This window comes from Thermus sp. (assembly GCF_056332225.1).
This window is the reverse complement of the sequence record NZ_JBWGQW010000018.1, coordinates 12,404-36,020: the sequence shown is the minus strand read 5'-3', so window position 1 is coordinate 36,020 and position 23,617 is coordinate 12,404. Positions and strand designations below refer to the sequence as shown.

General features: G+C 70.2%; 24 protein-coding genes. 1 reads left to right on the top strand and 23 read right to left on the bottom strand.

Features of this window, described 5'->3' with window-relative positions; translation table 11 throughout:
• From AC01Y6_RS05305 to AC01Y6_RS05245, 13 genes are all read right to left on the bottom strand, one after another.
• On the bottom strand, window positions 1-506 hold a 506-nt coding region (locus tag AC01Y6_RS05305; protein WP_476670594.1), incomplete at its 3' end, for a DUF4388 domain-containing protein.
• 63 nt (window positions 507-569) lie between these two features.
• Window positions 570-1,337 (bottom strand): ABC transporter permease, encoded by a 768-nt coding sequence (locus AC01Y6_RS05300; RefSeq protein ID WP_428719915.1) that lies wholly within the window; start codon window positions 1,335-1,337, stop codon window positions 570-572.
• On the bottom strand, window positions 1,334-2,140 hold the full coding sequence (locus AC01Y6_RS05295; protein WP_428721636.1) for an ABC transporter permease subunit: 807 nt from the start codon (window positions 2,138-2,140) through the stop codon (window positions 1,334-1,336). The genes AC01Y6_RS05300 and AC01Y6_RS05295 overlap by 4 nt, the downstream gene beginning before the upstream one ends.
• Before the next feature lie 37 nt (window positions 2,141-2,177).
• On the bottom strand, window positions 2,178-3,248 hold the full coding sequence (locus AC01Y6_RS05290; RefSeq protein WP_476670593.1) for an extracellular solute-binding protein: 1,071 nt from the start codon (window positions 3,246-3,248) through the stop codon (window positions 2,178-2,180).
• 35 nt (window positions 3,249-3,283) lie between these two features.
• Window positions 3,284-4,099, bottom strand: coding sequence for a sugar phosphate isomerase/epimerase family protein (locus AC01Y6_RS05285; RefSeq protein ID WP_428721634.1), 816 nt, complete (start codon window positions 4,097-4,099; stop codon window positions 3,284-3,286).
• Entirely contained in the window at window positions 4,096-5,106 is a 1,011-nt protein-coding gene (locus AC01Y6_RS05280) for an ABC transporter ATP-binding protein (protein ID WP_428719919.1), read from the bottom strand. The genes AC01Y6_RS05285 and AC01Y6_RS05280 overlap by 4 nt, the downstream gene beginning before the upstream one ends.
• 22 nt (window positions 5,107-5,128) lie before the next feature.
• Entirely contained in the window at window positions 5,129-5,965 is an 837-nt protein-coding gene (locus tag AC01Y6_RS05275) for a carbohydrate ABC transporter permease (protein WP_476670591.1), read from the bottom strand.
• Window positions 5,965-7,227 carry an extracellular solute-binding protein gene (locus AC01Y6_RS05270; RefSeq protein ID WP_476670590.1) on the bottom strand — a complete coding sequence of 421 codons (1,263 nt, stop codon included), beginning with the start codon at window positions 7,225-7,227 and terminating at the stop codon, window positions 5,965-5,967. Before AC01Y6_RS05270 ends, AC01Y6_RS05275 begins: the two co-directional genes overlap by 1 nt.
• Before the next feature lie 13 nt (window positions 7,228-7,240).
• Window positions 7,241-8,059, bottom strand: coding sequence for a carbohydrate ABC transporter permease (locus tag AC01Y6_RS05265; RefSeq protein ID WP_476670588.1), 819 nt, complete (start codon window positions 8,057-8,059; stop codon window positions 7,241-7,243).
• Window positions 8,040-8,810: an SDR family NAD(P)-dependent oxidoreductase gene (locus AC01Y6_RS05260; protein WP_476670586.1), complete on the bottom strand. Its 771-nt coding sequence runs from the start codon at window positions 8,808-8,810 to the stop codon at window positions 8,040-8,042. Before AC01Y6_RS05260 ends, AC01Y6_RS05265 begins: the two co-directional genes overlap by 20 nt.
• Window positions 8,803-10,275 (bottom strand): FGGY-family carbohydrate kinase, encoded by a 1,473-nt coding sequence (locus tag AC01Y6_RS05255; protein WP_476670585.1) that lies wholly within the window; start codon window positions 10,273-10,275, stop codon window positions 8,803-8,805. Before AC01Y6_RS05255 ends, AC01Y6_RS05260 begins: the two co-directional genes overlap by 8 nt.
• Before the next feature lie 2 nt (window positions 10,276-10,277).
• On the bottom strand, window positions 10,278-11,075 hold the full coding sequence (locus AC01Y6_RS05250; protein WP_347241190.1) for a BtpA/SgcQ family protein: 798 nt from the start codon (window positions 11,073-11,075) through the stop codon (window positions 10,278-10,280).
• Window positions 11,062-11,802, bottom strand: a complete 741-nt coding sequence (locus tag AC01Y6_RS05245; RefSeq protein WP_347241189.1) for a DeoR/GlpR family DNA-binding transcription regulator — start codon at window positions 11,800-11,802, stop codon at window positions 11,062-11,064. The genes AC01Y6_RS05250 and AC01Y6_RS05245 overlap by 14 nt, the downstream gene beginning before the upstream one ends.
• A gap of 67 nt (window positions 11,803-11,869) precedes the next feature.
• Here AC01Y6_RS05245 and AC01Y6_RS05240 point away from each other — a divergent pair, with 67 nt between their 5' ends.
• Window positions 11,870-12,553, top strand: coding sequence for a gamma-glutamyl-gamma-aminobutyrate hydrolase family protein (locus tag AC01Y6_RS05240; protein WP_347241188.1), 684 nt, complete (start codon window positions 11,870-11,872; stop codon window positions 12,551-12,553).
• On the opposite strand, the gene lysA is transcribed toward AC01Y6_RS05240, so the two are convergent.
• The 10 genes from lysA to AC01Y6_RS05190 are packed head-to-tail and all read right to left on the bottom strand — an operon-like array spanning window position 12,550 to window position 23,597.
• Entirely contained in the window at window positions 12,550-13,704 is a 1,155-nt protein-coding gene (gene lysA, locus AC01Y6_RS05235; RefSeq protein ID WP_476670595.1) for a diaminopimelate decarboxylase, read from the bottom strand. The two genes, AC01Y6_RS05240 and lysA, sit on opposite strands and share 4 nt — an antisense overlap.
• A 50-nt stretch (window positions 13,705-13,754) precedes the next feature.
• On the bottom strand, window positions 13,755-14,579 hold the full coding sequence (gene nikC / locus AC01Y6_RS05230) for a nickel transporter permease (protein ID WP_428715497.1): 825 nt from the start codon (window positions 14,577-14,579) through the stop codon (window positions 13,755-13,757).
• A complete protein-coding gene (locus tag AC01Y6_RS05225; RefSeq protein ID WP_428719923.1) occupies window positions 14,572-15,579 on the bottom strand; it encodes an ABC transporter permease in 1,008 nt (335 codons plus the stop codon). Before AC01Y6_RS05225 ends, nikC begins: the two co-directional genes overlap by 8 nt.
• Before the next feature lie 13 nt (window positions 15,580-15,592).
• Entirely contained in the window at window positions 15,593-17,155 is a 1,563-nt protein-coding gene (locus tag AC01Y6_RS05220; protein ID WP_476670583.1) for an ABC transporter substrate-binding protein, read from the bottom strand.
• 26 nt (window positions 17,156-17,181) lie between these two features.
• Window positions 17,182-18,009, bottom strand: coding sequence for a carbohydrate ABC transporter permease (locus AC01Y6_RS05215; RefSeq protein ID WP_476670582.1), 828 nt, complete (start codon window positions 18,007-18,009; stop codon window positions 17,182-17,184).
• Entirely contained in the window at window positions 18,006-18,968 is a 963-nt protein-coding gene (locus AC01Y6_RS05210) for a carbohydrate ABC transporter permease (protein ID WP_428719926.1), read from the bottom strand. The genes AC01Y6_RS05215 and AC01Y6_RS05210 overlap by 4 nt, the downstream gene beginning before the upstream one ends.
• 21 nt (window positions 18,969-18,989) lie before the next feature.
• A complete protein-coding gene (locus AC01Y6_RS05205) occupies window positions 18,990-20,258 on the bottom strand; it encodes an ABC transporter substrate-binding protein (protein WP_476670580.1) in 1,269 nt (422 codons plus the stop codon).
• Window positions 20,255-21,766: a glycoside hydrolase family 3 N-terminal domain-containing protein gene (locus tag AC01Y6_RS05200; RefSeq protein WP_428719927.1), complete on the bottom strand. Its 1,512-nt coding sequence runs from the start codon at window positions 21,764-21,766 to the stop codon at window positions 20,255-20,257. Before AC01Y6_RS05200 ends, AC01Y6_RS05205 begins: the two co-directional genes overlap by 4 nt.
• The gene (locus AC01Y6_RS05195) at window positions 21,763-22,623 is read right to left on the bottom strand and encodes an N-acetylmuramic acid 6-phosphate etherase (RefSeq protein WP_476670578.1); all 861 of its coding nucleotides are present in this window, start codon (window positions 22,621-22,623) and stop codon (window positions 21,763-21,765) included. Before AC01Y6_RS05195 ends, AC01Y6_RS05200 begins: the two co-directional genes overlap by 4 nt.
• A complete protein-coding gene (locus tag AC01Y6_RS05190) occupies window positions 22,620-23,597 on the bottom strand; it encodes a serine hydrolase domain-containing protein (protein ID WP_428719929.1) in 978 nt (325 codons plus the stop codon). The genes AC01Y6_RS05195 and AC01Y6_RS05190 overlap by 4 nt, the downstream gene beginning before the upstream one ends.
• Window positions 23,598-23,617 lie beyond the last annotated feature (20 nt).

Here is a 23,617-nt window from a genome sequence, read left to right as displayed (position 1 = left end):
AGGTAGAGGCGGGCCTCGTCCAGGGGAAGGTGCAGGGCCTGGGAAAGCTCCACCGCCGAGGCGCCCCGCTTGAGGTAGGGAAGGGCCCGGCGGAAGAACTCCTTGTAGCGGGGCTCTTCCGGGGAGGGCCCGGCCAGGGTGAAGCGGGCCTCGGGGTGGGGGAGGTAGGGGCGGTAGTGGGCGAGCTCGTCCTGGAGGGTGGTGAAGGAGAGGAGGAGGCGCTCAATGGGGAGGGCGAGGTCCTCGCCGCCCTTGGGCCTGGCCCCGGGGTGGAACTCAAAGCTTCCCCCCTCGGTGAGGAGGAGCTCCTTGAGGGCGGCCTTGGCCGCTTCACGGCCCAGGGGCTTTCCTCCCTGGACCACGGCCCGGACGAAGCCGGGGCGGAGGTAGAGGGTGGTGGGGGGGTGCCCCTTGAGGTTCCAAAGCTCCAAAGCCCCTTCCTTTCCGGAGAGGAGCCCGAGGATCTCGGGCAGGGGCATGGTGTCTAGGCTGCCGAAGAGGGCCATACCAACCTCCTGCCCTCAAGCTAGACCCCCGGGGTGAAAGGGGCGTGAAAAGGGCGCCGGGCCCTAGCGCCTCCGGAGCAGGGCAAGGCCCAGGAGGGCGAGGAGGGTGGTGTAGAGGAGGAGGCTGGCCACGGCGCTCGCCGCCCGGAAGTCCTCCCGCAGGCTCTGGAAGAGGAGGAGGGGGAGGGTGACCGTGCCGAAGCCCGCCACCATGCTGGTCACCTCAAACTCCCCCATGGAGATGGCGAAGGCCACCAGGCTCCCCGAGAGGACCGCCGGCAGCAGGTTGGGCAGGAGCACGTAGCGCATTCGCGCGAGGAGGCCCGCTCCCGAGGCCTGGGCCGCCTCCATGAGGAGGCGCACCTCTATTCCCGCAAGGCCGGCGTAGACCGTGCGGAAGAAGAAGGGGAAGCCCAAGGCGGCGTGGCCGAAGACCACGATCCAGAAGGTGCCGGAAAGGGCCAGGGGCGGGCGGTTGAAGGCGAGGAGGAAGCCCAGCCCCACCACGAGGGGCGGCACCAGCAGGGGAAGGACCTGGAGGAGGCGCCTCAGGCCCTCCCCCACCCGGCCCGTCCAGGTGTAGGCCACGTAGGCGGTGGGCACCCCCACCGCCACGTTGAGGAGCACCGCCAGGAGGGCGATGCGCAGGGAGAGGAGGGCGGCCTCGAGGTAGCGGGGGTCCTGGAGGATCCTCCGGTACCAGGCCAGGGTGAAGCCTTCGGGGAGGAGGCCGAGCCACATCTGGCTGAAGGAGTAGACCACCGGGGCCAGCATGGGCAGGACGAGGTAGAGGAGGAAGAGGCCGAAGAGGAGCCACCCTAGGGCCCTCACCGCCGCCACCTCCTTTCCCAGAGGGCGAGGAGGTAGAGGCCAAGCCCGGTGGAGGCCATGAGGACCACCGCCAAGGCGGCGGCCTGGGGGAGGTCAAAGCTGCTCTCGGAGACCAGGCTGTAGATCTGCAGGGAGAGGAGGTTCTTGGCGAAGCCCGTGAGGGCCAAGGCGGTGCCGAAGGCCCCCATCATCCCGGCGAAGACGATGGCGCTTCCCGCGAGGACGCCGGGCAGGAGGTTCGGCAGGAGGACCCGCACCCAGGCCTGGAAGGGGGTGGCCCCGGAGGCCCGGGCCGCCTCCATGAGCTCCCTCCCCAGGCTTTCCAACAGGGGCATGAGGGCCAGGGCGAAGAGGGGGACGTTGTAGAAGGGGAAGACCAGGAGGAGGCCCGTCCAGCTGTAGAGGTCCAAGCGGGGTAGCCCCAGGGCGCCCAAGAGCTGGTTCACCACCCCGTTCCGCCCCAAAAGGACGATGAAGCCGAAGGCCACCACCAGCCCCGAAAGGGAGACGGGGATGGCGTAGAGGGAAAGCAGGAAGCGCTTGAGCCCGAGGGGAAGCCCGCTCGTCCAGTAGGCCACGAAGACCCCAAAGATGGCGGCGAGCAGGGTGGAGGCGGCGGCGAAGAGGAGGGAGTTGCGCCAGGCCTCGAGGTAGGCGGGGGCGGTGAGGGCCTTGAGGTAGCGGGCGAGGGTGAGGCCCTCCGGGGAGGAGAGGCTCCGCTCCAGGATGGTCCAGAGGGGGTAGGCGAAGAAGAGGAGGAGGAAAAGGGCCCCCGGAAGGAGAAGCAGGCGTTCGCCGCGCATGGGAAAAGGGGGCGGGGAAGCCCCGCCCCCGAAGGGCTTAGCGGATGGTCTCCCCGTAGTACTTCTGCAGGGCCTCGGAGACCGCCTCTTCCTTCTTGTAGTCCACGAACTTCACCTTGGCGTAGGCGCTCTTGGGCGGGAACTTGGCCGCCACCTCCTTGGGGAGCTCCACGTCGGGCCGGATGGGGGAGACGAAGGCCTTGGCGAAGAGGCTCTGCCCGTACCGGGAGAAGATGAACTCCAGGAAGAGCTTGGCGGTGTTGGGGTGGGGGGCGTTGCGGGCGGCGACGATGCCCCCGCCGTTGGCCAGGGAGCCGTCCTCGGGGATGACCACCTCGGTGGGGAAGGGGAAGCGCTCCTTCCAGGCCAGGAGGTTGTAGTCGTAGTTGATGAGGATCCCCACCTCGCCCCGCTCAAACTTGGCGGTGGTCACCTTGGGCTCCACCGAGCCGATCACCCCAAGCTTATGGAGGCGGGCGAAGAAGTCCACCCCGGCCTTGTAGTTGTAGGGGTCCCCCGTGAGGGCGTAGGCCGCGGCCATGATGGTGGCCACCCCGGTGCCCGTGGCCCTCGGGTCCTGGTACTGGATGAGGCCCTTGTACTCGGGGTTTTCCAGCTCCTTCCAGGTCCTCGGCACCTTCTTGACCAGCCTGGTGTTCACGATCCAGCCCAGGGTGCCCTTGTAGCCCGCATACCAGGCGGAGCCGTCCTTCCCCACCCCCTTCTGCCCCTCGGGGAGGGCGGCCCAGGAGGTGACCCGGTAGGGCAGGGTCAGGCCCTCCTCGGCCAGGACCATGGCGAAGGCGGGCTTGAGGTCGGCGATGTCGTTCTTGCTGGCCTTCTCCTCCCGCATCCGGCTCAGGACCACGGCGCTGCCCATGTCGATGTCCTGCTGGCGGATGCCGAAGAGGCGCTGGAACTCGGCGAAGATCCCCCCGTAGTTGGCCCAGTCGTTGGGCATGCCGTAGGAGTTGATGACCCCGCCCTCCGCCCGGGCCTTGGCCGCCAGGTTGCGGATGTAGGCGTTGTCCAGCTCGGGGGGAAGGGAGGCTCCGCCCTGGGCCAGGGCCCCAAGCGACCTGAGGCCGAGGGCCAAGAGGAGCGCCAAGGCGCCCCCAACGTACCCAAAGAACCCTTTTGCCTTCATGCTTCCTCACCTCCTGTTGCCTCGGGGACGAGCCCCGCTGAGGCCAAGCGCGCGTGGACCTCCAGGTACTCCTCCACGCCCCTGGGCGGGAGCTCCACCAGGAGGGTGCAGGGCCTAAGGGCGAAGGGGTGGAGCGCCTCAGGGCCCGGGGGCAGGTGGAGGTCGTAGCGCCCGTCGTTGGCGTGGGCGTGGACGTGGATGAGCCGGGGGCCGAGGGCCTCCAGGAAGGCCTCGGGGGGGACCCCGGCCATCTGGGCGTGGCCCAGGTCCAGGCAGAAGTAAAGCTCCGGGATCTCCAGGAAGCGGGCCATCTCCTCCGGGGTCCTGGGGAGCTCCTGGGGGGCGGGGAGGTTCTCTAGGGTAAGCCGCACCCCCAGGTCCAGGGCCAGGCGGCTTAGGTGGGCGAAGGCCTCTAGGGCCCGCTTCAGGGCTTCCTGGCGGAGGCGCCTCTCCGCCTCCCTCAAGGCCTCGTGGGCCGGGGAGAGGCCCGGGGGCGGGTAGTCCGTCCAGGGGATGCTCCCGGCGTGCACGTTCACGAGCTCCGCCCCCAGGCGGGCGGCCCGGTCCAGGTCCTCCCTGAGGAGCCTCAAGGAGGCTTCCCGGATGGCGGGCTCGAGGGCGGCCGGGTAGAGGTCCAGGTAGCGGGCGTGGAAGGTGAGGCGGTAGCCCATGGCCCGGGCCTCGAGGGCCGCCCCCTCCAGGGCCTCCGCCGCGCTCCCCGGCACCTCTATGAAGGCGTAGCGCCCCGCAAGCCTCCGGGCGTAGTCCAGGAAGCCTTCGGGGTCCTTGGGGGGGCGGAAGCCCAGGGTCATGCTTCCTCCTTCAGGAAGGGGGCGCTTTCCGGGAGGGCGAGCCGCACGCTTTCCCCCGCTCCCGGCGCCCCCTCGGGGGGCAGGTCCACCTTGAGGAGAAGGCCCTCCGCCTCCACCTCCAGCCGCACCAGGCTCCCCAGGTAGGTGGCGAGGACCACCCGCCCCGGGAGGAACCCCTCGGGGGAGACCCGGAGGGCCTCCGGCCGCAGGAGGAGGTACCCCCGCCCCTCCCCCTCCACCCGCACGGGCCAGGGGCGGTCCCGGTGGAAAAGCCCACCCCGGGCCTCCCCGGGCACCAGGGCCCCCTGGCCCACGAACCGGGCCACGAAGAGGGTCCTGGGCCGCTCGTAGACGCCCCTTGGGGTGTCCACCTGCTCCAGGCGCCCCTCCCGCATCACCGCCACCCGGTCGGAGAGGGCCAGGGCCTCCTCCTGGTCGTGGGTCACGTAGATGGCGGTGAGGCCCGTCTCCCGCTGAAGGCGCTTGAGCTCGCCCCTAAGCTCCTCCCGGATCTTGGCGTCCAGGGCGGAGAGGGGCTCGTCCAGGAGGAGGACCTTGGGCTCGCGGGCCAGGGCCCGGGCCAGGGCCACCCGCTGCTGCTGCCCTCCCGAGAGCTCCTTGGGGTAGCGGCCCTCGAGGCCCGAGAGGTGCACCATCTCCAGAAGCTCCAGGACCCGCTTCCGCACCTTCTCCTCGGGAAGGCGCTTAAGCCTCAAGGGAAAGGCCACGTTGCCGAAGACCGTCATGTTGGGGAAGAGGGCGTAGCTTTGGAAGACCATGCCGATGGGGCGCCGCTCGGGGGGCAGGGCGTCCACCCGCTCCCCCCCAAGCCGCACCTCGCCCCCGTCGGGCCGCTCAAACCCCGCCACCAGGCGCAAGGTGGTGGTCTTGCCGCACCCCGAGGGCCCGAGGAGGCTGAAGAACTCCCCCTCCTCCACCTTGAGGCTCACCCCGTTCACGGCCAGGGTCTTGCCGTAGCGCTTGGTCACCGCGCGTAGCTCCACCACGGGTAATCCTCACCCCCCTTCGTCAGGCCCGCGTCAGCCCCCGGTAGTAGAGGGCGGTGAGGGCCAGGGTGCCGAGGAGAAGCAGGTAGCCCATGGCGCTCGCCCCCGAGAGGTCTAGCCCTAGGAAGGCCTGCCGGTAGATGTAAAAGCTCACCAGGTCGGTGGCGGTGCCGGGCCCGCCCCGGGTGAGGACGTAGACCAGGTCGTAGGTCCGGGCCTCGGCCACCACCTGCAGGATGAGGAGCACCCAAAGCACGGGAAGGAGCAGGGGAAGGGTGACGCGAAGGAAGGCCTGCCAGGGCGTGGCCCCGTCCACGTAGGCCGCCTCCAAGGGCTCCCTGGGAAGGCTTCTCAGCCCCGCCAGGAGGACCAGGGCGGCGAAGGAGGTCTGCTGCCACACGTCCACCAGGGCCAGGGTGAGAAGGGCGTAGCGGACGTCCCCCAGGAAGTCCCGCCCCCCGAAGAGGTAGGCCAGGATGCCGAGCTCGGGGTGGAGGATCATCTTCCAGATGAGCCCCACCCCCACCGGGGCGATGAGCATGGGGAGGCTTACGGCAAAGTAGTGGAAGCCCCGGAAGGGGAGGCGCTGGTGGAGGAGGACGGCGAGGAGAAGGCCCAAGGCCAGGGTGAGCCCCACGGTGAGGCCCACGTAGAGGCCGGTGAGGGCCAGGGCGTGGCGGAAGTAGGGGTCCTGGAGGGCGTCCAGGTACCGCCTGAGGCCCACGAAGGCCGCCTCCGGTCTGAGGAAGGAGTAGTTCGTGAGGGAGAGGTAGAGGGCGTAGAGGAGGGGCAGGCCCACCACCCCCGCAAGGAGGAGGAGCCCTGGGAAGGCGAGGAGAAGGCCTGCCCGCCTGGCCATCACCTTAAGAGCCCGGCCTTCTTGAGGAGGCCCTCGAGGCCCTTGGCCGCGTCCTCCAGGGCCTTCTTCACCGGCTTCTGGCCCGCGGCCGCCAGGCTGATCTCCCGGCCCACCACGTCCTCCATCTCCGCGGTGTAGGCGAAGATGGGCACCTTCTTGGCCCCGGCGATGACGCGCTCCGCCTCCTTGTAGTAGGGGTACTTCCTCAGCACCTCGGGGTCCTGGAAGGCGTCCTTGCGGGTGGGGGCGTGGCCCCTAAGGGCCCGCTCCCTCACGATGGGCTTGGACTCCACCCAGCTGATGAACCTCCAGGCCGCCTCCTTTTGGGCGCTGTTTTTGGGGATGGCCCAGCCCCAGCCGCCGTTCACGCCGGCCCCGCCCGGCATGGGGCTTAAGGCCACCTTGCCCGCCACCTTGGGGCACTGCTTGGGGTCGTCCAGCTGGGGAAGCATCCACCAGTAGGTGATCATGCTGAAGGCCCCGCCCTGGCACATGACCCGGAAGGTGTCGTCCAGGTTGGCGTTGAGGGCGCCCTTCTGGGCGGCTTCCCGGATGTTCTTCACGTAGAGGGCGAGGGCCCTTTCCCCTTGGGGGCTGTTCAGGGTCACGCGCCAGCCCTTGTCCACGTAGTCGCCCCCGGCGGCGAAGAGGTAGTTGGAGAACTCCATGAAGTTGGGGTCACCCCGTTGCCCCTGCATGGCCGCCCCCGCCACCCCGGCGTTTTGGGCCATGAAGAGGGAGAGGTCCACGTACTCCTCCAGGGTCTTGGGCGGGGCCAGGGGCCTCTTGAAGCGGGCCCGGTACTTCTCGGCGAGGTCCTTCCTCAAGAGGAGGTCCTTGCGGTAGATGAGGCCCATGGCGTAGTTGTACATGGGGATCATGTAGAGGGTGCCCCGGTAGTAGCCCACCAGGTCCAGCATGGAGGGGTAGTAGGGGGAGAGGTCAAAGCCGCTCCGCTTCACGTAGGGCTCCAAGGGCTCAAGCCACCCCGCCGCGGGGAACTCCCCGGCCCAGAGGAAGTCCACCTCCAGGAAGTCGTAGGCGCTCTGGGGAGCGAGGAGCTGGGCCACCAGCTTGTCGTGCATGGCGGAGTACTGCACCTTCTCAAACTCCACCCGGATCCCCGTCTCCTTCTCAAACCGGGGAAGGAGCTCCTCGATGATCCTCGTCTCGGGCACGTCCTCCATGAGGGCCCGGAGGACCACGCCCTGGGCCAGGGACACGCCCAAGGCCGCCGCCAACAGAACCCAAAGCCGCTTCATCTCCACCACCTCCTTACTTCACCGCCCCCAGGGTGAGGCCTTCCACCAGGTACCGGTCCACCGTGCGGGCGAGAAGGGCCACGGGAAGCACCGAGAGGACCACCCCCGCCGCCACCTGGGCGAAGAGCACGCCCCGTTGGGTCACGAGGGCGGAGAGGGCCACGGGGATGGTCTGGGTCTCCCTCCCGGAGAGGAGGAGGGCGAAGAGGAACTCGTTCCAGGAGAGGAGGAACCCCATGACCCCGGCGGCAAAAAGCCCCGGGGCCGAGAGGGGCAGGACCACGCGGAAAAAGGCCGCAAAGGGCGTGGCCCCGTCCACCAAGGCGGCCTCCTCCAGCTCCCTGGGGAAGCCCTGGAAGAACCCCATGAGGAGCCAGGCCATGAAGGGGAGGGCGAAGGCCAGGTGGGCGAGGACCATGGCCTTCAGGGAGCCCGAAAGGCCCAGGGCCCGGAGGAGGGCGAAGAGGGGGAGGGCGAGGACGATGGGGGGGAGCATCTGGGTGGCCAATACGGCGAAGCGCAAGGGGTGGCCCCCAAAGCGGTACCGGGCCAGGGCGTAGCCGAGCCCCGCGGCGAGGGGAAGCCCGAGGAGGACCACCCAGGAGGCCACCAGGAGGCTGTTGAGGAACCCCCTTCCCAGGGGCCCCAAGAGGACCTGGCGGAAGTTCTCCAGGGTGAGGGGGCCGAAGACCGGGGGCAGGGCGTAGGCGAGCCCCTCGGGGAGTAGAGCGCTCCTTAAGGTCCAGAGGAGGGGAAGGAGGAAGGCCAGGGAGAAGGCCATGAGGAGGGCGCTCGCCAAAAGGCGAAGCCCCCTAGAAGATCCAGGCGCCACCGTTCACCTCCAGGGCCTCCCCGGTGATGAAGTCCGAGTCCGGCCCCGCCAGGAAGGCCACCGCCTTGGCCACGTCCTCGGGGGCCTCCAGGCGGCCCAGGGGGGTCTTCTGGACGTACTCCTTCCGCACCTCCTCCGGGTCCATCCCCCTAAGCCTCGCCTCCCAGAGGACCTCCCGCTCCTGCATGGAGGTGCGCACGAAGCCGGGGTTCACCGCGTTCACCGTGACCTTGTAGGGGGCGAGCTCCTTGGCCGCCGCCTGCACCAGGCCGAGGACGGCGAACTTGCTGGCGGAGTAGTGGGCGAGGAGGGGGGCGGCCTGCCTCGCGGCCATGGAGGCGGTGGCGACGATCTTGCCCCGGAGCTCCCGCCCCGGCATGAGGTCCTGGGCCACCATGGCCCGGGCGAAGGTCTGGAGGGTGAGGAAGGTCCCCTTGGCGTTCACCCGGAAGTTGAAGTCCCACTCCTCCTCCGTGAGGTCCAGGAAGCGGTTCATGGTGGACACCCCGGCGTTGGCCACCAGGACGTCCAGGCGGCCGTCCTCGGCGTAGACCCGCTCCCGGGCTTCCTCCAGGGCCTTGCGGTCCGTCACGTCCAGCCCCAGGTGGGGCATGCCGAGGGGCTCGGCCACCTTGCGGGCCGCCTCCGGGTCCAGGTCCGTGACCCAGACCTTAAAGCCATCCCGGGCGAGCCTCTCGGCGATGGCCTTGCCGATTCCCGTTCCCGCTCCCGTGACCAAGGCGTTAGGCATAACCACCTCCGAGCCTGGGGTAAAGGTCTTTCAGGCGCAAGTAGACCTCTCGGTAGAGGGGATAGAGGGCCCGGTAAGCGGGCACCCACCTGGGCTCGGGCTCGGTGAGGCCCGCCACCTCCCGCTTGAGGTCTTGGAAGCCCCAAAGCCCCGCGGCCACCCCCGCCAGGAAGGCCACCCCGTAGGCGCTCCCCCGCTCTCCCCCCGCCAGGTGGGCCAGGGGGGCCTCGAGGACGCTGGCCAGGATCCTCCGCCAAAGGGGGCTCCTCGCCCCCCCGTCCATGACGAAGTAGCGCTCCACCCGGTACCCTCCCCTCTCCAGCACCTCCACGTGGTGGCGGTAGGCGTAGGCCACCCCCTCCAGGAGGGCCCGCCAGAGGTGGGCCGGGGTGTGGGCCAGGGTGAGCCCCACCACCGTGCCCCGGGCCTCCGGGTCGTGGATGGGGGTCTTCTCCCCCAGGAAGTAGGGGAGAACCAGGAGCCCCTCGCTCCCCGCCGGGACCCCTTCGGCCTCGAGGTCCAGCCCGGCGAAGCCCATCCCGGGGCGGAAGGCGTCCCGGAACCAGCGGAGGAGGCTTCCCGTGGTGGCCATGCACCCGTTGAGGACGAAAAGCCCCGGGACGTCGTGGAAGTCAATGAAGAGCTCCTTTAGGGGGGCGAAGCGGTCTAGGGCGTAGAGGAAGTCCCCCGCCCCCCCGAGCTTCAGCACCGCCTCGCCGGGCGCCACGAGGCCCGCCGCCAAGGCGGCGGCGATGTGGTCGGCGCTTCCCGCGATCACCGGGAGGCCCGGGGGAAGCCCGGTGGCCTCCGCCGCCTCCCGGGTGAGGCCCCCCACCACCTCCCCGGGCCAGCGCACCGGGCCGAGGAGGCCCTCCTGGGCCCCCACCGCCTCCAGCACCTCCTTCAGCCAGGCCCCCTCCCTCGGGTCCCAAAGCCCGGACTCCAGGGCCCAGTTGGCCTCCTGGTACCGGGCCCCCGTGAGGCGGAAGGCCACGTGCTCGTAGGAGCCCGAGACCCAGCGGGTCCTCGCCCAGACCTCGGGGCGGTGGCGGCGGAACCAGAGGAGCTTGGGGGCCACCACCTGCTGGTTCCAGGTGGCCCCGGTGCGGGCGAAGAGCCACTCGTCCCCGAAGCGCTCCTTGAGCTCCCGGATCTCCTCCACCGCCCGGGCGTCGTTCTGGAGGGGGGCCGGGGCCAGGGGCCTGCCCTCCCCGTCGTGGAGCACCACCGCAGGGACCATCCCCGAGACCCCGAGGGCCCGCACCTCCTTGGGATCCAGGCCCTGAAGGACCTCCCGGATCCCCTCCACCGCCCCCCGCCACCAGGCCTCGGGGTCCTCCTCGGCGAAGCCGGGGTGGGGGGAGAGGAGGGGGTGGGGGCGCTCCGCCGCCCGGAGGGGCCGCGCCTCCTTGTCCAGGAGGAGGACCTTCACCGCGGTGGTGCCCACGTCCACGCCCAGGACCACGCCTACCCCCTAAACCCCCGAACGATTTCCATGAAGCTTCGGGCCCGCTCGGGGTCCACCTCGTTCCAGGTAATCCCGTCCCGCTTCAGGGCCGTGCCCACGATGACCCCGTCCGCCACCTCGAGGATGGCCGCCACCGTCTCGTGGCGCACCCCGGTGTTGGCGAGGACGGGCACCTGGGGCAGGGCCTCCTTCACCGCCCGGAGGTGCTCCAGGGCCACCCCCTCCCCCGTCATGGGGCCCGAGACCAGGACGGCGTCCGCGAGGCTTGAGAAGACGGCGCTCTTCGCCCGCTCGGGAAGGGGCCTCGAGTCCAGGGGCGAGGCGAACTCGGCGGAGACGTTGTAGAGGAGGAAGAGGTCGTCCCGGAGGAGGCGCTTCCGGTAGCGGAGGGCCTCGGCGGCCCGGCCCTCCCAGAGGCCCATGTCCGAGCCGTAGAGCCCGGTGAAGATCTCCCGGGCGAACCGGGCCCCGGTGGCCGCGGCCAGGGCCATGGTGGCCAGGGGGTCCCAGAGGACGTCCACCCCGAAGGGCACCCGGATCAGGGGCTTAAGGCGCCCGATCACGTAGGCCATGGCCGCCACGCTGGCCCGGTCCACGGAGAGCTCGTAGGGGCGGTCGTTTTCGTTGCCGAACATCACCGCGTCCACCCCGGCCTCCTGGAGGGCGAGGAGGTCCCTTCGGGCCGCCTCTACGAGGCCCTCCAGGTCCCCGTCGTAAAGGGGCGTCCCCGGGAGGGCCTTGAGGTGCACCATGGCGATCACGGGTTTCCTGCCGAAGAGGGCCTCAAAGCGCTCCATCCACCACCTCCACCCGCACCCGCTCCCGGAGGGCGGGGTCCTTCAGGTCGGTCACCACCAGGTCCAAGGCCTCCAGGGGGGCCACGAAGGCCGGGGCCCTCTTCCCCCACTTGCTTCCGTCGGTGAGGAGGACGGTTTTCCGGCTCACCTCCATGGCCTTCCGCTTCACCGCCGCCTCCTCAAAGGTGTGGTTGGTGACCCCCTCGAGGTCAAAGGCGTCCGCCCCCAGGAAGAAGAGGTCGGCCCTGAGCCTGCCCAAAAGCTCCTCCGTCCAGGAGCCTACCAAGCTGAAAAAGCCGTTGCGCACGCTTCCCCCAGGCAAGAGGACCTCCGTCCGCCCCTGGGCCAGGGCCTGGGCCACGGGGAGGTCCAGGGCCACCGCCCGGAGGGGCCTCCCCGCCAGGAGCCGGGCCAGGGCCAAGGCCGTGGTCCCCGAGTCCAGGACCACCGTGGCCCCGTCGGGCACCAGGGCCGCCGCCCTTTGGGCGATGGCCTCCTTGGCCCCCTGGTTCCGCTGGAGCTTCTCGGCGTAGGGGGGCTCGGCCTCGGGGAGCAGGGCCCCCCCGTGTTCCCGCCGGAGAAGGCCCCGCTGGGCCAAAAGGGCCAGGTCCCGGCGCACCGTGGCCTCGGAAACCCCGAGGCGCTCGGCGAGCTCCCGGGTGCTGAGGGCCCCGTGGTTCCTAAGGAGGGCGAGAAGCCGATCCCTTCGCTCGGCCGCCAGAGGCATGGTTGCTCATATTTAAGCGATTTTGAGCGAAGTTGTCAAGGGCCGCCCTCAGGGGTAGAATTCCTCCATGCGCCTTATCGGCGTGGCCACCCAGCGCAAGACCTCCGAGGGCGGCGCCCTCTTCGGCCTCCTCGAGGCCTACCTCGAGGCCCTGGCCTCCCAGGGCCTGGCCTACGTCCTGATCCCCCCTCAGCCCGAGGCCGCCTTGGAGAGGCTTCTTCGGCACCTGGACGGCGTAATCCTGCCGGGAGGCGGGGACGTGGACCCCACCCTCTACGGGGAGGAGCCCCTTCCCGAGCTTGGGGAGGTGGACCCTGAGCGGGACGGCCTCGAGGTCTTCCTGGCCCGCTACGCCGCGGAAAAGGGGCTTCCCCTCCTCGGGGTGTGCCGGGGGATCCAGGTCCTCAACGTGGCCCTGGGAGGGAGCCTCCACCAGGACCTGGGCCGGGCGGGTTTTCCCCTCCAGCACTACCAGAAAAGCCCTCCCGCCTGGGGGGCCCTGGGACACGGGGTGGAGCTCCTGGGGGAAAGCCCCTTAGACCGCCTCTTCCCCCGAAGGTTCCGGGTGAACTCCTACCACCACCAGGGCCTGAAGAGGCTGGGGGAGGGGCTTAGGCCCGTGGCCCAGGCCCCCGACGGTCTGGTGGAGGCCGTGGTCCTGGAGGGGCACCCCCTCTACCTCGGGGTGCAGTGGCACCCCGAGCGCCTGCCCCACCACAGGCCCCTCTTCGGCCTTCTCAGGGAGGTCTAGGCCTCCTCCGCCCAAAGGGCCTCCAAGGGCTCTTTCCTCCGCAGGACCTCCCACCCCTCTCCCGTCCACAAAAGCTCCAGGGGCCTTGGGGTGTCCAGGTAGCTTAGGGCCATGCTGGCCCCGTAGGCCCCGGCCTCCAAGAAGGCCAGGGCGTCCCCCTCCTTTGGCCTCGGGAGGCGCACCCCCCTAAGGAGCACGTCCCCCGCCTCGCAGGCCGGGCCCGCCAGGTCGTACTCCTCTTCCTCCTCCCCCTCGTAGAGGGGAAGGACGGGGTGGACCGCCCCGTAGAGGACGGGCCGGAGGAAGCTCGTCATGCCCCCGTCTAGGAGGAGGTAGTTCCTCCGGGTGCGCTTCCGCCCCACCACCCGGACCACGAAGACCCCGGCCTCGGCCACCAGGTAGCGCCCGGGCTCCAAGAAGACCTGGGCCCCGTAGCGGCGGGCCAGGGCCTCCACGGGCTCCCTCAAGGCCCGGAGGTCCAAGCGGAGGCCGAAGCCCCCGCCCAGGTCCAGGACCTCCACCGGGCCCACCTGGGGGAAGAGCGCCTCCAGCACCCGGTACCCGGCGAGGAAGTCCTCGAGGGCTTCCAGCTTGGAGCCCAGGTGCAGGTGGAGGCCCCTGAGGCTCAGGCCGAGCGCCCGGGCCAGGGCGAGGAGCCTCGGCACCTCCTCCGGCAGGACCCCGAACTGGCTCTCCCCCCGGCCCGTGGCCAGGTGGGGGTGGGTGGCCACGGGGAGGTCCGGGTTCACCCGGAGGAGGACCCGCGCCCCCGGGAGGAGGCGGGAAACCCGCCTCAGGTCCCCCTCGGAGTCCAGGACCACCCAGGGGGCCATCTTCTGGAGGGCCCTAAGGGCCTCCTCCGTCTTCACCGGGCCGTTCCAGAGGACCTCCTCGGGGCCAAACCCTGCCCGGTAGGCCCGGAGGACCTCCCCCAGGGAGACGGCCTCCGCCCCCAGGCCCAGGGCGCGCAGGCGGCGTAGGAGGCCCAGGCGGGGGTTGGCCTTGAGGGCGTAGAAGAGCCGGGCGCTGGGGAAGGCCTCCATAAGGCTTTCCGCCTGGGCCCGGATCCGGGTCCAGTCGTAGGCGTAAAAGGGGGTGGGGTAGACCTTCAGGGCCTCCCGCACCGCTTGGAGAAAGCTCGGGTTCAGCATCGTGCTCCCTCGGTAGGCCGGAGCGAGGCGGCTCCGGGGCTTTTCCGGGATCACCGCCCCCTCGGGTCCAGGACGTCCCTGAGCCCGTCCCCCAGGAGGTTGAAGGCCAAGACGGTGAGGAGGATGGCCACCGCCGGGGCGGTGGCGGCCCAGGGGGCCTCGGCCATGTAGTTGCGGGTCTCGGCCACCATGGCCCCCCACTCCGGGGTGGGGGGCTGGGCCCCGAAGCCGATGAAGGAGAGCCCCGCGGCGGTGAGGATGGCCCCTCCCACCTCGTAGCTCGCCTGCACCAGGACGGGGGTGAGGCTGTTGGGGAGGAGGTGCCTGAGGAGGACCCGCCCCTGCCCCGCGCCCAAAGCCCGCGCCGCCTCCACGAACTCCCTTTCCCTCAGGGCCAGGGCCTGGGCCCGCACGAGCCTGGCGTAGATGGGCCAGGTGACCAGGGCCACGGCCAAGACGGTGTTCGCCAGGTTGGGCCCCAGAGCGGCGGCGATGGCCATGGCCAGGATCAGGGAGGGGAAGGCGAAGAAGATGTCGGTGAGGCGCATGAGGAGGTTGTCCCACGCCCCGCCGAGCCCCCCGGCGAGAAGGCCCACCCCCACGCCCAGGGCCGAGGCCAGGAGGACCACCCCGAACCCCACCCCGAGGCTGATCCGGGCCCCGTGGACCACCCGGGAGAGCACGTCCCGGCCCAGCTGGTCCGTGCCCAGGGGGTGGGCTGGGCTTGGGGGCTTGAGCCTTTCCGCGAGGTTTTGCGCCAAGGGGTCCCCCACCAGGGCCGGGCCGAAGGCCGCGGTGAGGAGGAGGGCGGCGAGGAGTCCAAGCCCCAGGACCGCCCCCGGGTTTCTGAGGAAGCGGCGGAGGAGCTTAGGCATAGCGGATCCTCGGGTCCAGGAGGGCGTAGAGGAGGTCCACCAAGAGGTTCAGGAGGGAGTAGACCACCCCCACCAGGAGGGTGACCCCCATCACCGCGGGGAAGTCCAGGCTGGTGGCGGACTGGGTGACGTAGCGCCCAAGCCCGGGCCAGGAGAAGATGGTCTCCGTGAGCACCGCCCCGGAGAGGAGCCCCCCAAGAAGCCCGCCAAGGAGGGTGAGGACGGGGAGGGCGGCGTTCTTGAGGGCGTGGCGGAGGACCACCTGCCTCTCGGAAAGCCCCTTGGCCCAGGCGGTGCGGATGTAGTCCTGGGAGAGGACCTCCAGCATGGCCGCCCGGGTCATGCGGGCGAGGAGGGCCGCCGAGGCCGAGCCCAAGACGAAGGCCGGGAGGACGAGGTGGGCGAGGGCGTCCTGGAAGGCGGTCCAGTCCCGGGCGAGGAGGGCGTCCAGGGTCACCATGCCCGTCACCACCGGGGGAGGAATAAGGAAGGGGTCAAGCCGCCCCGGCCCCGGGAGGAGGCCCATCTTCCGGTGGAGGAGGTCCAGAAGGAAGATGGCGAGGAAGAAGACCGGGGTGGAGCCCAGGAGGAGGGCGAGGAGCCGGATTAGGAGGTCGGGGGGGCGGTTCTGCCTCAGGGCGGCCCAGACCCCTGCGGGTAGCCCCAGGACCAGGGCCACCAGGAAGGCGCTTAGGGCGAGCTCGAGGGTGGCGGGGAAGAACTCCTTTAAGTCCTCGGCCACCGGCCTCCCGGTGCGCAGGGAGCGGCCCAGGTCCAGCTGAAGGAGCCGCTTCAGGTAAAGGCCGTACTGGACGAGGAGGGGCCGGTCCAGGCCGTAGCGCTCCCGAAACTCCCGGATCTGTTCCTCCCGGGCGTTCTCCCCCAGGGCCGCCGCCGCGGGGTCTATGGGGATCACCTGGGAGACGAAGAAGGTGACGAAGGTGATCCCCAGACCCACGAATAAGGCGTAGAAGAGGCGCTTTACGGCGTAGGCGGCCATGCCTGCCCCGGCTTTAGGGCTGCTTGCTCACCTGCCAGAGGGGGGAGGACATCATGGGGTTCTTCAGGAAGCCCTCCACCTTGGCCGAGAGGGCGATGGGCTGGACGGGCTGGTAGAGGACCGCGTAGGGCCCCTCGCGGAGGACCCGCTCGGTGAGGAGCTTGTAGAGGGCCTTGCGCTTGTTGGGATCGGTCTCCAGGGCCGCCTGCCGGGCCAGCTTGGCCGCCACCTCGTCCTGGTAGCTGTTCCGGTAGGCCAGGGAGCGGGCGCTATAGTCCGCCCAAGGGGTGGCGTTGCCGTCGGGGTCCGGGAAGTCCGGGCTCCAGCCCGCGAGGACCATCTGGTGGTTCTGGGCCCGGTAGGTCTTGAGGAGTTCGGCGTTGGCGATGGCCCGGATCTTGGCCTGGAGGCCCGCCTTGGCCATGTCCGCCTGGAGCTTGGCCGCCACGTCGGGGCAGGGCACCCCGCCCCCGCAGATCCCCGTGCTCACCAAAAGCTCAAACTCCAGCCCCTGGGGGTAGCCCGCCTCGGCGAGAAGCTTCCTGGCCCGGGCGGGGTCGTAGGTGTAGGGCGTGGCCGGGTTGTAGCCGAAGAGCCCCTTGGGGATGAGGGTCTGGATCTTGAGGGCGTTTCCCTGGAGGAGGCCCTGGATGAGCTCGTCCTGGTTCACGGCGTAGCGCACCGCCTCCCGCACCTTGGGGTTGGCGAAGGGGCTTCCGGGCTTCATGTTCATGCCCAGGTACTGGAGCCTGAGGGTCTCGGCCCGGACCACCTTGAACCGGGGGTTGCCCGCGAGGGCCTTTAGGGCCTCGGGGGTGAGCCCCTCGGCGATGTCGATCTCCCCGGACTCCAGGGCGGTGCGGAGCACGGCGGGCTCCTGGATGTAGCGCAGGATGACCCGCTGGACCTTGGGCTTCACCCGGGCGTAGGGGTTGGCCTCGAGGATCACCTGGCTCCCCCGGTCCCAGCGCACCAGGCGGTAGGGCCCGGAGCCCGCGGAGCTATTGCTCAGGAAGTCCTTGCCGTAGTCGCCCCCCTTGGCGTTCTTCTGCACCTCCTCCGAGTCCACCACCCCGCCGATGGTGAAGGTGAGGATGGAGAGGAAGGACTGGGGCGAGGCGGACTTGGGGATGCGCACCTCCACGGTGTAGGGGTCCAGGGCCCGGTAGGCCCCGGGCTTGAGCTGGGCGATCTCGGTGTAGAGGAAGGAGCCGGGGCCCTTCAGGGCCAGGGCGCGGTCAAAGCTGAAGACCACGTCCTTGGCCGTCACCTCCCGCCCCGTGGAGAAGCGGCTTCCCTTGCGGAGCTTGAAGGTGAGGATCCAGTCGTCCTTGCCCCGGTCCACCTTCCAGCTTTCCGCGAGGCCCGGCCTAAGGGTGGAGAGGTCGCTTCCCTCAAAGCGCACCAGGGTCTCGTAGAGGTTGTCGGCGATGAGCACCCCGCTGAACTCGTAGACCACCTGCGGGTCTAAGGTGATGAGGTCGGTGAAGTCCCCCCCGTAGACCAGGACCTGGGTCCGGTCCTGGGCCAGGACGGGGAGGAAGGCCAGGAAGAGGATCCCTAAAAGCTTCTTCATCCTTGATCACCTCCTTGCGCAAGATGCTACCCCTTCAGGCTTCCCAGGGTGAGCCCCTGGATGAAGTAGCGCTGGGCCAGGAGGAAGACGAGGATGGGGGGGATGGTCCCCAGGGTGAGGCCCGCCATGAGCACCGTCCACTCCGTGGAGAACTGGCCCTGGAAGACGGCGAGCCCCACGGTGAGGGTGCGCATCTCCAGGGAGTTGGTGGCGATGAGGGGCCAGAGGAAGCTGTTCCACCCCGCCAGGAAGGTGAAGGTGCCCAAGGTGGCGAGGGCGGGGGCGGCGAGGGGCAGGGCCACCTTCCAGTAGACCTGCCAGGGGGTGGCCCCGTCCACGATGGCCGCCTCCTCAAGCTCCTTGGGAAGGTGCAGGAAGTGCTGGCGCATGAGGAAGATGGCGAAGGCGTCAAAGAGGCCGGGGAGGATGAGGGCGTAGTAGGTGTCCACCCAGCCCAGGTTCCGCATGAGGATGAAAAGCGGGATGATGAGGACGTGCACCGGGATCATCAGGGTGGCGAGGAAGAGGAGGAAGAGGGCTCCTTGCCCGGGAAAGCGGAAGCGGGCGAAGGCGTAGCCCGCCATGGCCCCGCTGGTGAGGTTGAGGAGGGTGAGGCCCAGGGCCACCACCAGGGAGTTCAGGTACCAGCGGCTGAAGGGCACGGCGGTGAGCACCCGCTGGTAGTTTTCCAGGTGGAGCTCCTTGGGCCAGATCTCCACGGGCAGGTCAAACACCGACCCCGGGGCCTTGAGGCTGGTGGACACCATCCAGAAGAAAGGGACGAGCATGGTGAGGCCCCCAAGGAGGAGGAGGAGAAAGACCAGGCCGTCCCAGAGCCTTGCCAAGAGCTTCATGCTTCCTCCAGAACCCAGCGCCGCCTCAGGGTCCACTGCAGGTAGGTGAGGGCGAAGAGGAGGAGGAAGAGGACCCAGGCGATGGCCGAGGCGTAGCCCATCTCAAAGGGGAAGACGCCGAAGGCCTTGCGGTAGAGGTAGAGCATGAGGACGTTGGTGCTGTCCAGGGGGCCCCCCCCGGTCATGGTGTAGACCAGGCCGAAGACCTGGAAGCCCCCGATCATGGCGAGGAGGGTGTTGAGGAAGAGGGTGGGGGAGAGGAGGGGGAGGACCACGTAGAAAAAGCGCTGGAGGCCATTGGCCCCGTCCAGGCTCGCCGCCTCCAGGTACTCCCGGTTGATGTTCTGGAGCCCGGCCAGGAAGATGAGCATCCGGAGGCCCACCCCCGCCCACACCGAGGCCAGGATGACCCCCCACATGGCCCAGTTGGGGTCGGAGAGCCACCCCGGGCCCTCCTTGGCCAGCCAGACCAGGAGGGCGGGGGGCTTGGTGCCGAAGAGGTGGAAGAGGGCGGAGAGCTTCTCCCCCAGGAAGCGGAGAAAGAGGTTCACGGGGCCCACGGTGGGGTTCAGCACCCAGCGCCAGAGGAGCCCCACCGCCACCACGCTGGTCACGGTGGGGAGGAGGTAGAGGGTGCGGAGGAACCGCACCCCCCGCCACGGGCGGTTCAGGCCCAGGGCCAGGAGAAGGGCCAAGACGATCTCCAGGGGCACTGCCACCGCCACGTAAAAGAGGGTGTTCCAGAAGGCCTTGTGGAAGGTGGGGTCGGCGAGGAGCCGCTTGTAGTTCTCCAGGCCCACCCACCCCTCCCGGATCGTGGCCAGGTTGAGGGGACGGAGGCCGTCGTAGGCCACGAAGGAGAGGAGGAGGCTCGTGAGGATGGGCCCCAGGTTGAAGGCCAGGAAGCCCGCCAAGGAGGGCAGGAGGAAGAGGAGGGGAAAGCGGAGGTAGGCGCGCACGGGGCCTCCTGGCCTTTGGGGCTAGCGCTTCCTCGAGGCCTGCACCTCGTCCAGGATCTTCTGCACCTGGGGCGCCACGCCGTCCAGGGCGGCCTTGAGCTCGGCCTTGCCCTGCCAGACGGGCTCCAGGGCCTTGTTGATGAGCTGGAGGGCCTCGTTCCAGCGCTCAAAGGTCTCCGTGGGCCGGGCGGTGCGGTTCACGGTGAGGAAGTACTGCTGGTTCCTGGGGGGCGGCGGGACGAAGAAGTCCTTGAGGGTCTGCAGGCTCTTGTCCACGTTCTTCACGTCCACGCCCCGGGCGGGGATGATGAGGCCGGTCTTGGTGAAGAGCCGGCTGGCCTCGGGGCCTGCCAGGAAGGCGAGGAGCTTCCAGGCGGCCTCGGGGTTCTTGGTGCCCGCGGCCATCACCCAGCCCGACCCGTCGATGTCCACGATGCTCCCCGCCTTGCCCCGGGGGAAGGGCACCACGTCAAAGTCAAACTTGGCCCGGGCCTTCAGGGTGGGCACCCGCCAGCGCCCGTCCACGATCATCCCCGTCTGGCCGTTCAGGAACATGGTGAAGGCCCCCCGGTCCTGGGCCTCCTCGGGGGTGGGGGCCACGTGGTGCTTGTAGCGCAGGTCCAGGTAGAACTGGAGGCCCTCCAGGGAGGCGGGGCTATTCAGCAGGAACTTGCTGTGGTCGGGGCTGTAGAAGCGGCCCCCCGCCGACCAGACCCAGGGCTCCCAGAAGAGGTAGAAGGTCTGGAAGGAGACCCCCCACTGGACCCTGCGGCCGTCCTTCTCCACGGTGAGGGCCTTGGCGTAGCGCAGGAAGTCATCCCAGGTCCAGTCGGGCTTGGGGTCGGGCAGGCCCGCCTTGCGCAGGAGGTTGCGGTTGTAGAAGACCACCAGGTTGGAAACGTCCCGCGGCAGGCCGTACTGGGCCCCCTCCCACTGGAAGGCCTTGAGGATGCCCGGGAAGATGTCCTCCGTGGGGTAGCGGTCCCGCTTCAGGAAGGGGTCCAGGGGCTTTAGGACCCCCCTCGAGGCCATCCCGGGGAAGTCAATGTTGTTGATGAAGAACACGTCCGGGGGCGTGCCCGCCGCGATCATGGCGGTGATCTTGGCCAGGTACTCGTTGGAGGGGATGTTGATGTACTCCACCTGGATCCCCGGGTTCCGCTCCTGGAAGAGCCGGAGGACCTGCTGGTAGGCCTGGATCTCCTCCTGGCTCCCCCAGCTGGCCAGGACCAGCTTCTGGGCCGAGGCCAGTCCCAAAAGAAGGAGAAGCGCACCGAAAAGCTTCCTCATGGTTCACCTCCGAACACCCACTGCCCGGTGGGGGTGTAGACCCCCGCCAGGGCTTCCAACGCGGCCCGCACCTGGACCGCGCGGTAGCCGTGCGTGGCCAGGTAGCCCTGGGGCCTCCCCGGGAGGAAGCGGAGGTCGTCGGGGTTGCCCAGGGCCACCACGTAAAGGGGCTTGCCCAAAGCGCGAAGCTCCCGGAAGAGGGCCTTCTGCCCGGCCTTGAAGGCCCCGAGCCAGTGGTAGGTGGAAAGCACCACCCGCTCGGCGGCCCGGGCCCTTTCCACCGCCCGCGCCACCTCCTCGGGGGAAGGGTCCTCGGAGAGGTTCAGGCCCTGGCTCCCCGGGAGGTAGGTGGGGGCGAGGTCGGCCAGGGTGGGCTCGGCCCCGTAGCGGTCCGTCACCCTTAGCCCCACCACCAGGGTCCCGGGGCCCGGGAGGGGAAGCTCCCCGAAGAGCCGGACCACCCCCCGCCGGGCCGCCTCCAGGGCCAGGGCCTCCTCCTCCTTGGGGGTGAAGGGGCAGGCGCCCCCTTGGGCGAGGAGGGCGAGGGCCCGCCGCCTGGCCTCTTCCGCCCGGGCCTTGGGGACCTCCTTGCCCAGGGCCTGGGCGAGGTGAGCGTGGACCTCGAGGGCGGTCTCCGGATTGGGCTCCAGGAGAAGGAGGTCCGCCCCCGCCTTCACCGCGAGGAGGGCGGCCTCCTTGGCCCCGAAGTTGCGCTTGATGGCCGCCATGGCCATGTCGTCCGTCAGGACCGCCCCCCTAAAGCCCATCTCCCCCCGGAGGAGGCCGGTGAGGATGCGCTGGGAGAGGGTGGCGGGAAGCTTCGGGTCTAGGGCGGGGAAGAGGATGTGGGCGGTCATGAGGGCGGGCATCCCCGCCTCCACGTAGCGGCGGAAGGGGAGAAGCTCCACCTTCTCCAGGGCCTCCCGGGGCTTGGCCACCACGGGCAGGTCCAGGTGGGAGTCGGTGGCGGTGTCCCCGTGGCCGGGGAAGTGCTTGCCCACGGGCTTAGCCCCCGAGCGGAGCACGCCCCGGGCGAAGGCCAGGCCCATGCGGGCCACCCGCTCCGGGTCGGCGCCGAAGGAGCGGAGGCCGATGATGGGGTTTTCCGGGTTCACGTTCACGTCCAGGACCGGGGCCAGGTTCACGTCGGCCCCCAGGCGCCGCACCTGGCACCCGAGGGCCCAGCCCACCCGCTCCACCAGCCCTTCATCCCCGCTCGCCGAGAGGGCCATGGCCGAGGGAAAGCGCACCACCCCCTCCCGGTAGGAGGTGAAGGGGCCCCCCTCCTGGTCCACCATCACCACCAGGTTGGGGTCCAGGGCCTTGAGCCTCCGCACCAGGCCCTGGGGGTCCTTGCGCAGGTTGCCGGGGTAGAGGATGACCCCGGCGGGGCGCACCCGCTTGAGGAGCTCGGAGGGCACCTCCTCCCCCTTGAAGCTCACCACCAAAAAGCTTCCCGCCTGGGCCGCCGCCAGGCCGAGCCCGAGGGTCAGGGCCAAGAGCCTCACCTCCTCGCCTCCTCCAGGGCGCCCCGCACGCCCCGCGCCTCAAGAAGCCTTTCCGCCTCCTCGCCCGTCTTCCCGAGGGCCGCGAGGGCCGCCAGGGCGGGCTCGGGGTAGCGGGCGAGGAGGGCTTTGGCCTCCTCCTCCCCAAGGCCCACCATGGCCCGCACCATGGCCGCACCCCGCGCTCTGAGCTTGGCGTTTTCCACCCGCATCCGGGCCATGAGGTTGCCGTAGGTGCGGCCCAGGAGGACCATGACCAGGGTGGAGAAGAGGTTGAGGGCCGCCTTCTGGGCCGTGCCCGCCCCAAGCCTCGTGCTCCCGGCGATGACCTCGGGCCCGGTGTCCAGGAGGACGGGGTGGTGGGCCTCCTGGAGGAGGGGGGCGCCCGGGTTGTTGGCCAGGGCCACGGTGAGGGCGCCCCGGGCCTTGGCCCCCCGGAGGGCCCCCAGGGTGAAGGGGGTGCGGCCGCTCGCCGCCACCGCCACCAGGACGTCCTTGGCCTCGAGGCCCTGGCCAAGCCTGAAGCCCTCCTCCTCCCGGTCCTCCGCCTCCTCCACCGCCCGAGTGAGCCCCGCCTCCCCCCCTGCGAGGAGGAAGCGCACCCTTGAGAAGCCGAAGGTGGGCCAAAGCTCCACCCCGTCCATCGCCGCAAGCCTCCCGCTCGTCCCCGCCCCGGCATAGGCCAGGCTCCCGCCCCCCTTGAGCCTTTCCGCCGCCTCCCTGGCCGCCCCCTCCAGGTGGGGGAGGGCCCGGTGCACCGCGGCCAAGGCCCTGAGCTGGCCCTCGTAGAGGGCCTCCAGGACCTCCCTAGGAGGCCAGAGGTCCAGGTCCCGGTAGCGAACCGCCGCTTCCTCCGTCATGCCACCTCCGCCGCCAAGGCGTTGCCCAGGGCCCGCCTGAGGGGAGCGATGGGGGGCCGGTGCCGGGTGGGGTGGACGGCGTTGGTGAGGAGGGCCCAGGCGTAGCCCCGCTCGGGGTCCACGAAGGCCGCCACCCCGGTGAAGCCCGTGTGCCCGAAGGCCCGCTCCGAGGCCAGGCTCCCCCCGTGCCAGCCGGGGCGCTTCCTCTCCCAGGAGAGGAGGCGTTCCCCGTGGGGCCTGAGCATCTCCTCCAGGGCCGCCCGGGAGAGCCAGCGCCCCTCCAGGATGGCCTGAAGCTCCCCCAAGACCCCCTCCAGGGTACCGAAGAGGCCCGCGTGCCCCGCAAGCCCCCCCAGGGCGTGGGCGTTCTCGTCGTGCACCTCGCCCCGGAGCACCCGCCCCCGCCAGGGGCATCGCTCCGTGGCCGCCGTCTTTTCGGGGGGAGGGCTCGGGGTGAGCCCCTCGGGGAGGGGGAAGGCCCCTAGGGGCTTCTTCCGCACCCTCTCCAGGAGGAGGCCCAGGAGCATGTAGCCGATATCGGAGTACACCGGCTCCCCCAGGGGCCAGGGGTGCTGGAGGAGGCGGGCCTTGAGGGCCTCCCCCTGGCCCCAGGTGTACACCGCCTCCCAGGCGGGAAGCCCCGCGGTGTGGGCGAGGAGTTCCCGCACCGTCTTGGCCTTCAGGGGGTGGTCCTTGAGCCAGAGGAGGTCGGGGAGGTGGAGGGAGAGGGGGTCGTCCAGGTCCAAGAGGCCCTCCTCCACCGCCTTAAGGGTTTCCTTGAGGGTGAAGAGGGGCTTGGTGAGGCTCGCCAGGTCAAAGTAGAAGCCGGCCTCGAGGGGCACGGGCTCGGGCACGAGCTGGGCGAAGCCCAGGTGGAAGCTCTCCCGGCGCCCGTCGGCGTGGACCACGCCGAAGGCCGCCCCGGGCACCACGCCCCGGGCCACCGCCTCCTCCAGGATGCCCCTGGCCCGCATGCCCCTGAGTTTAAACGGGT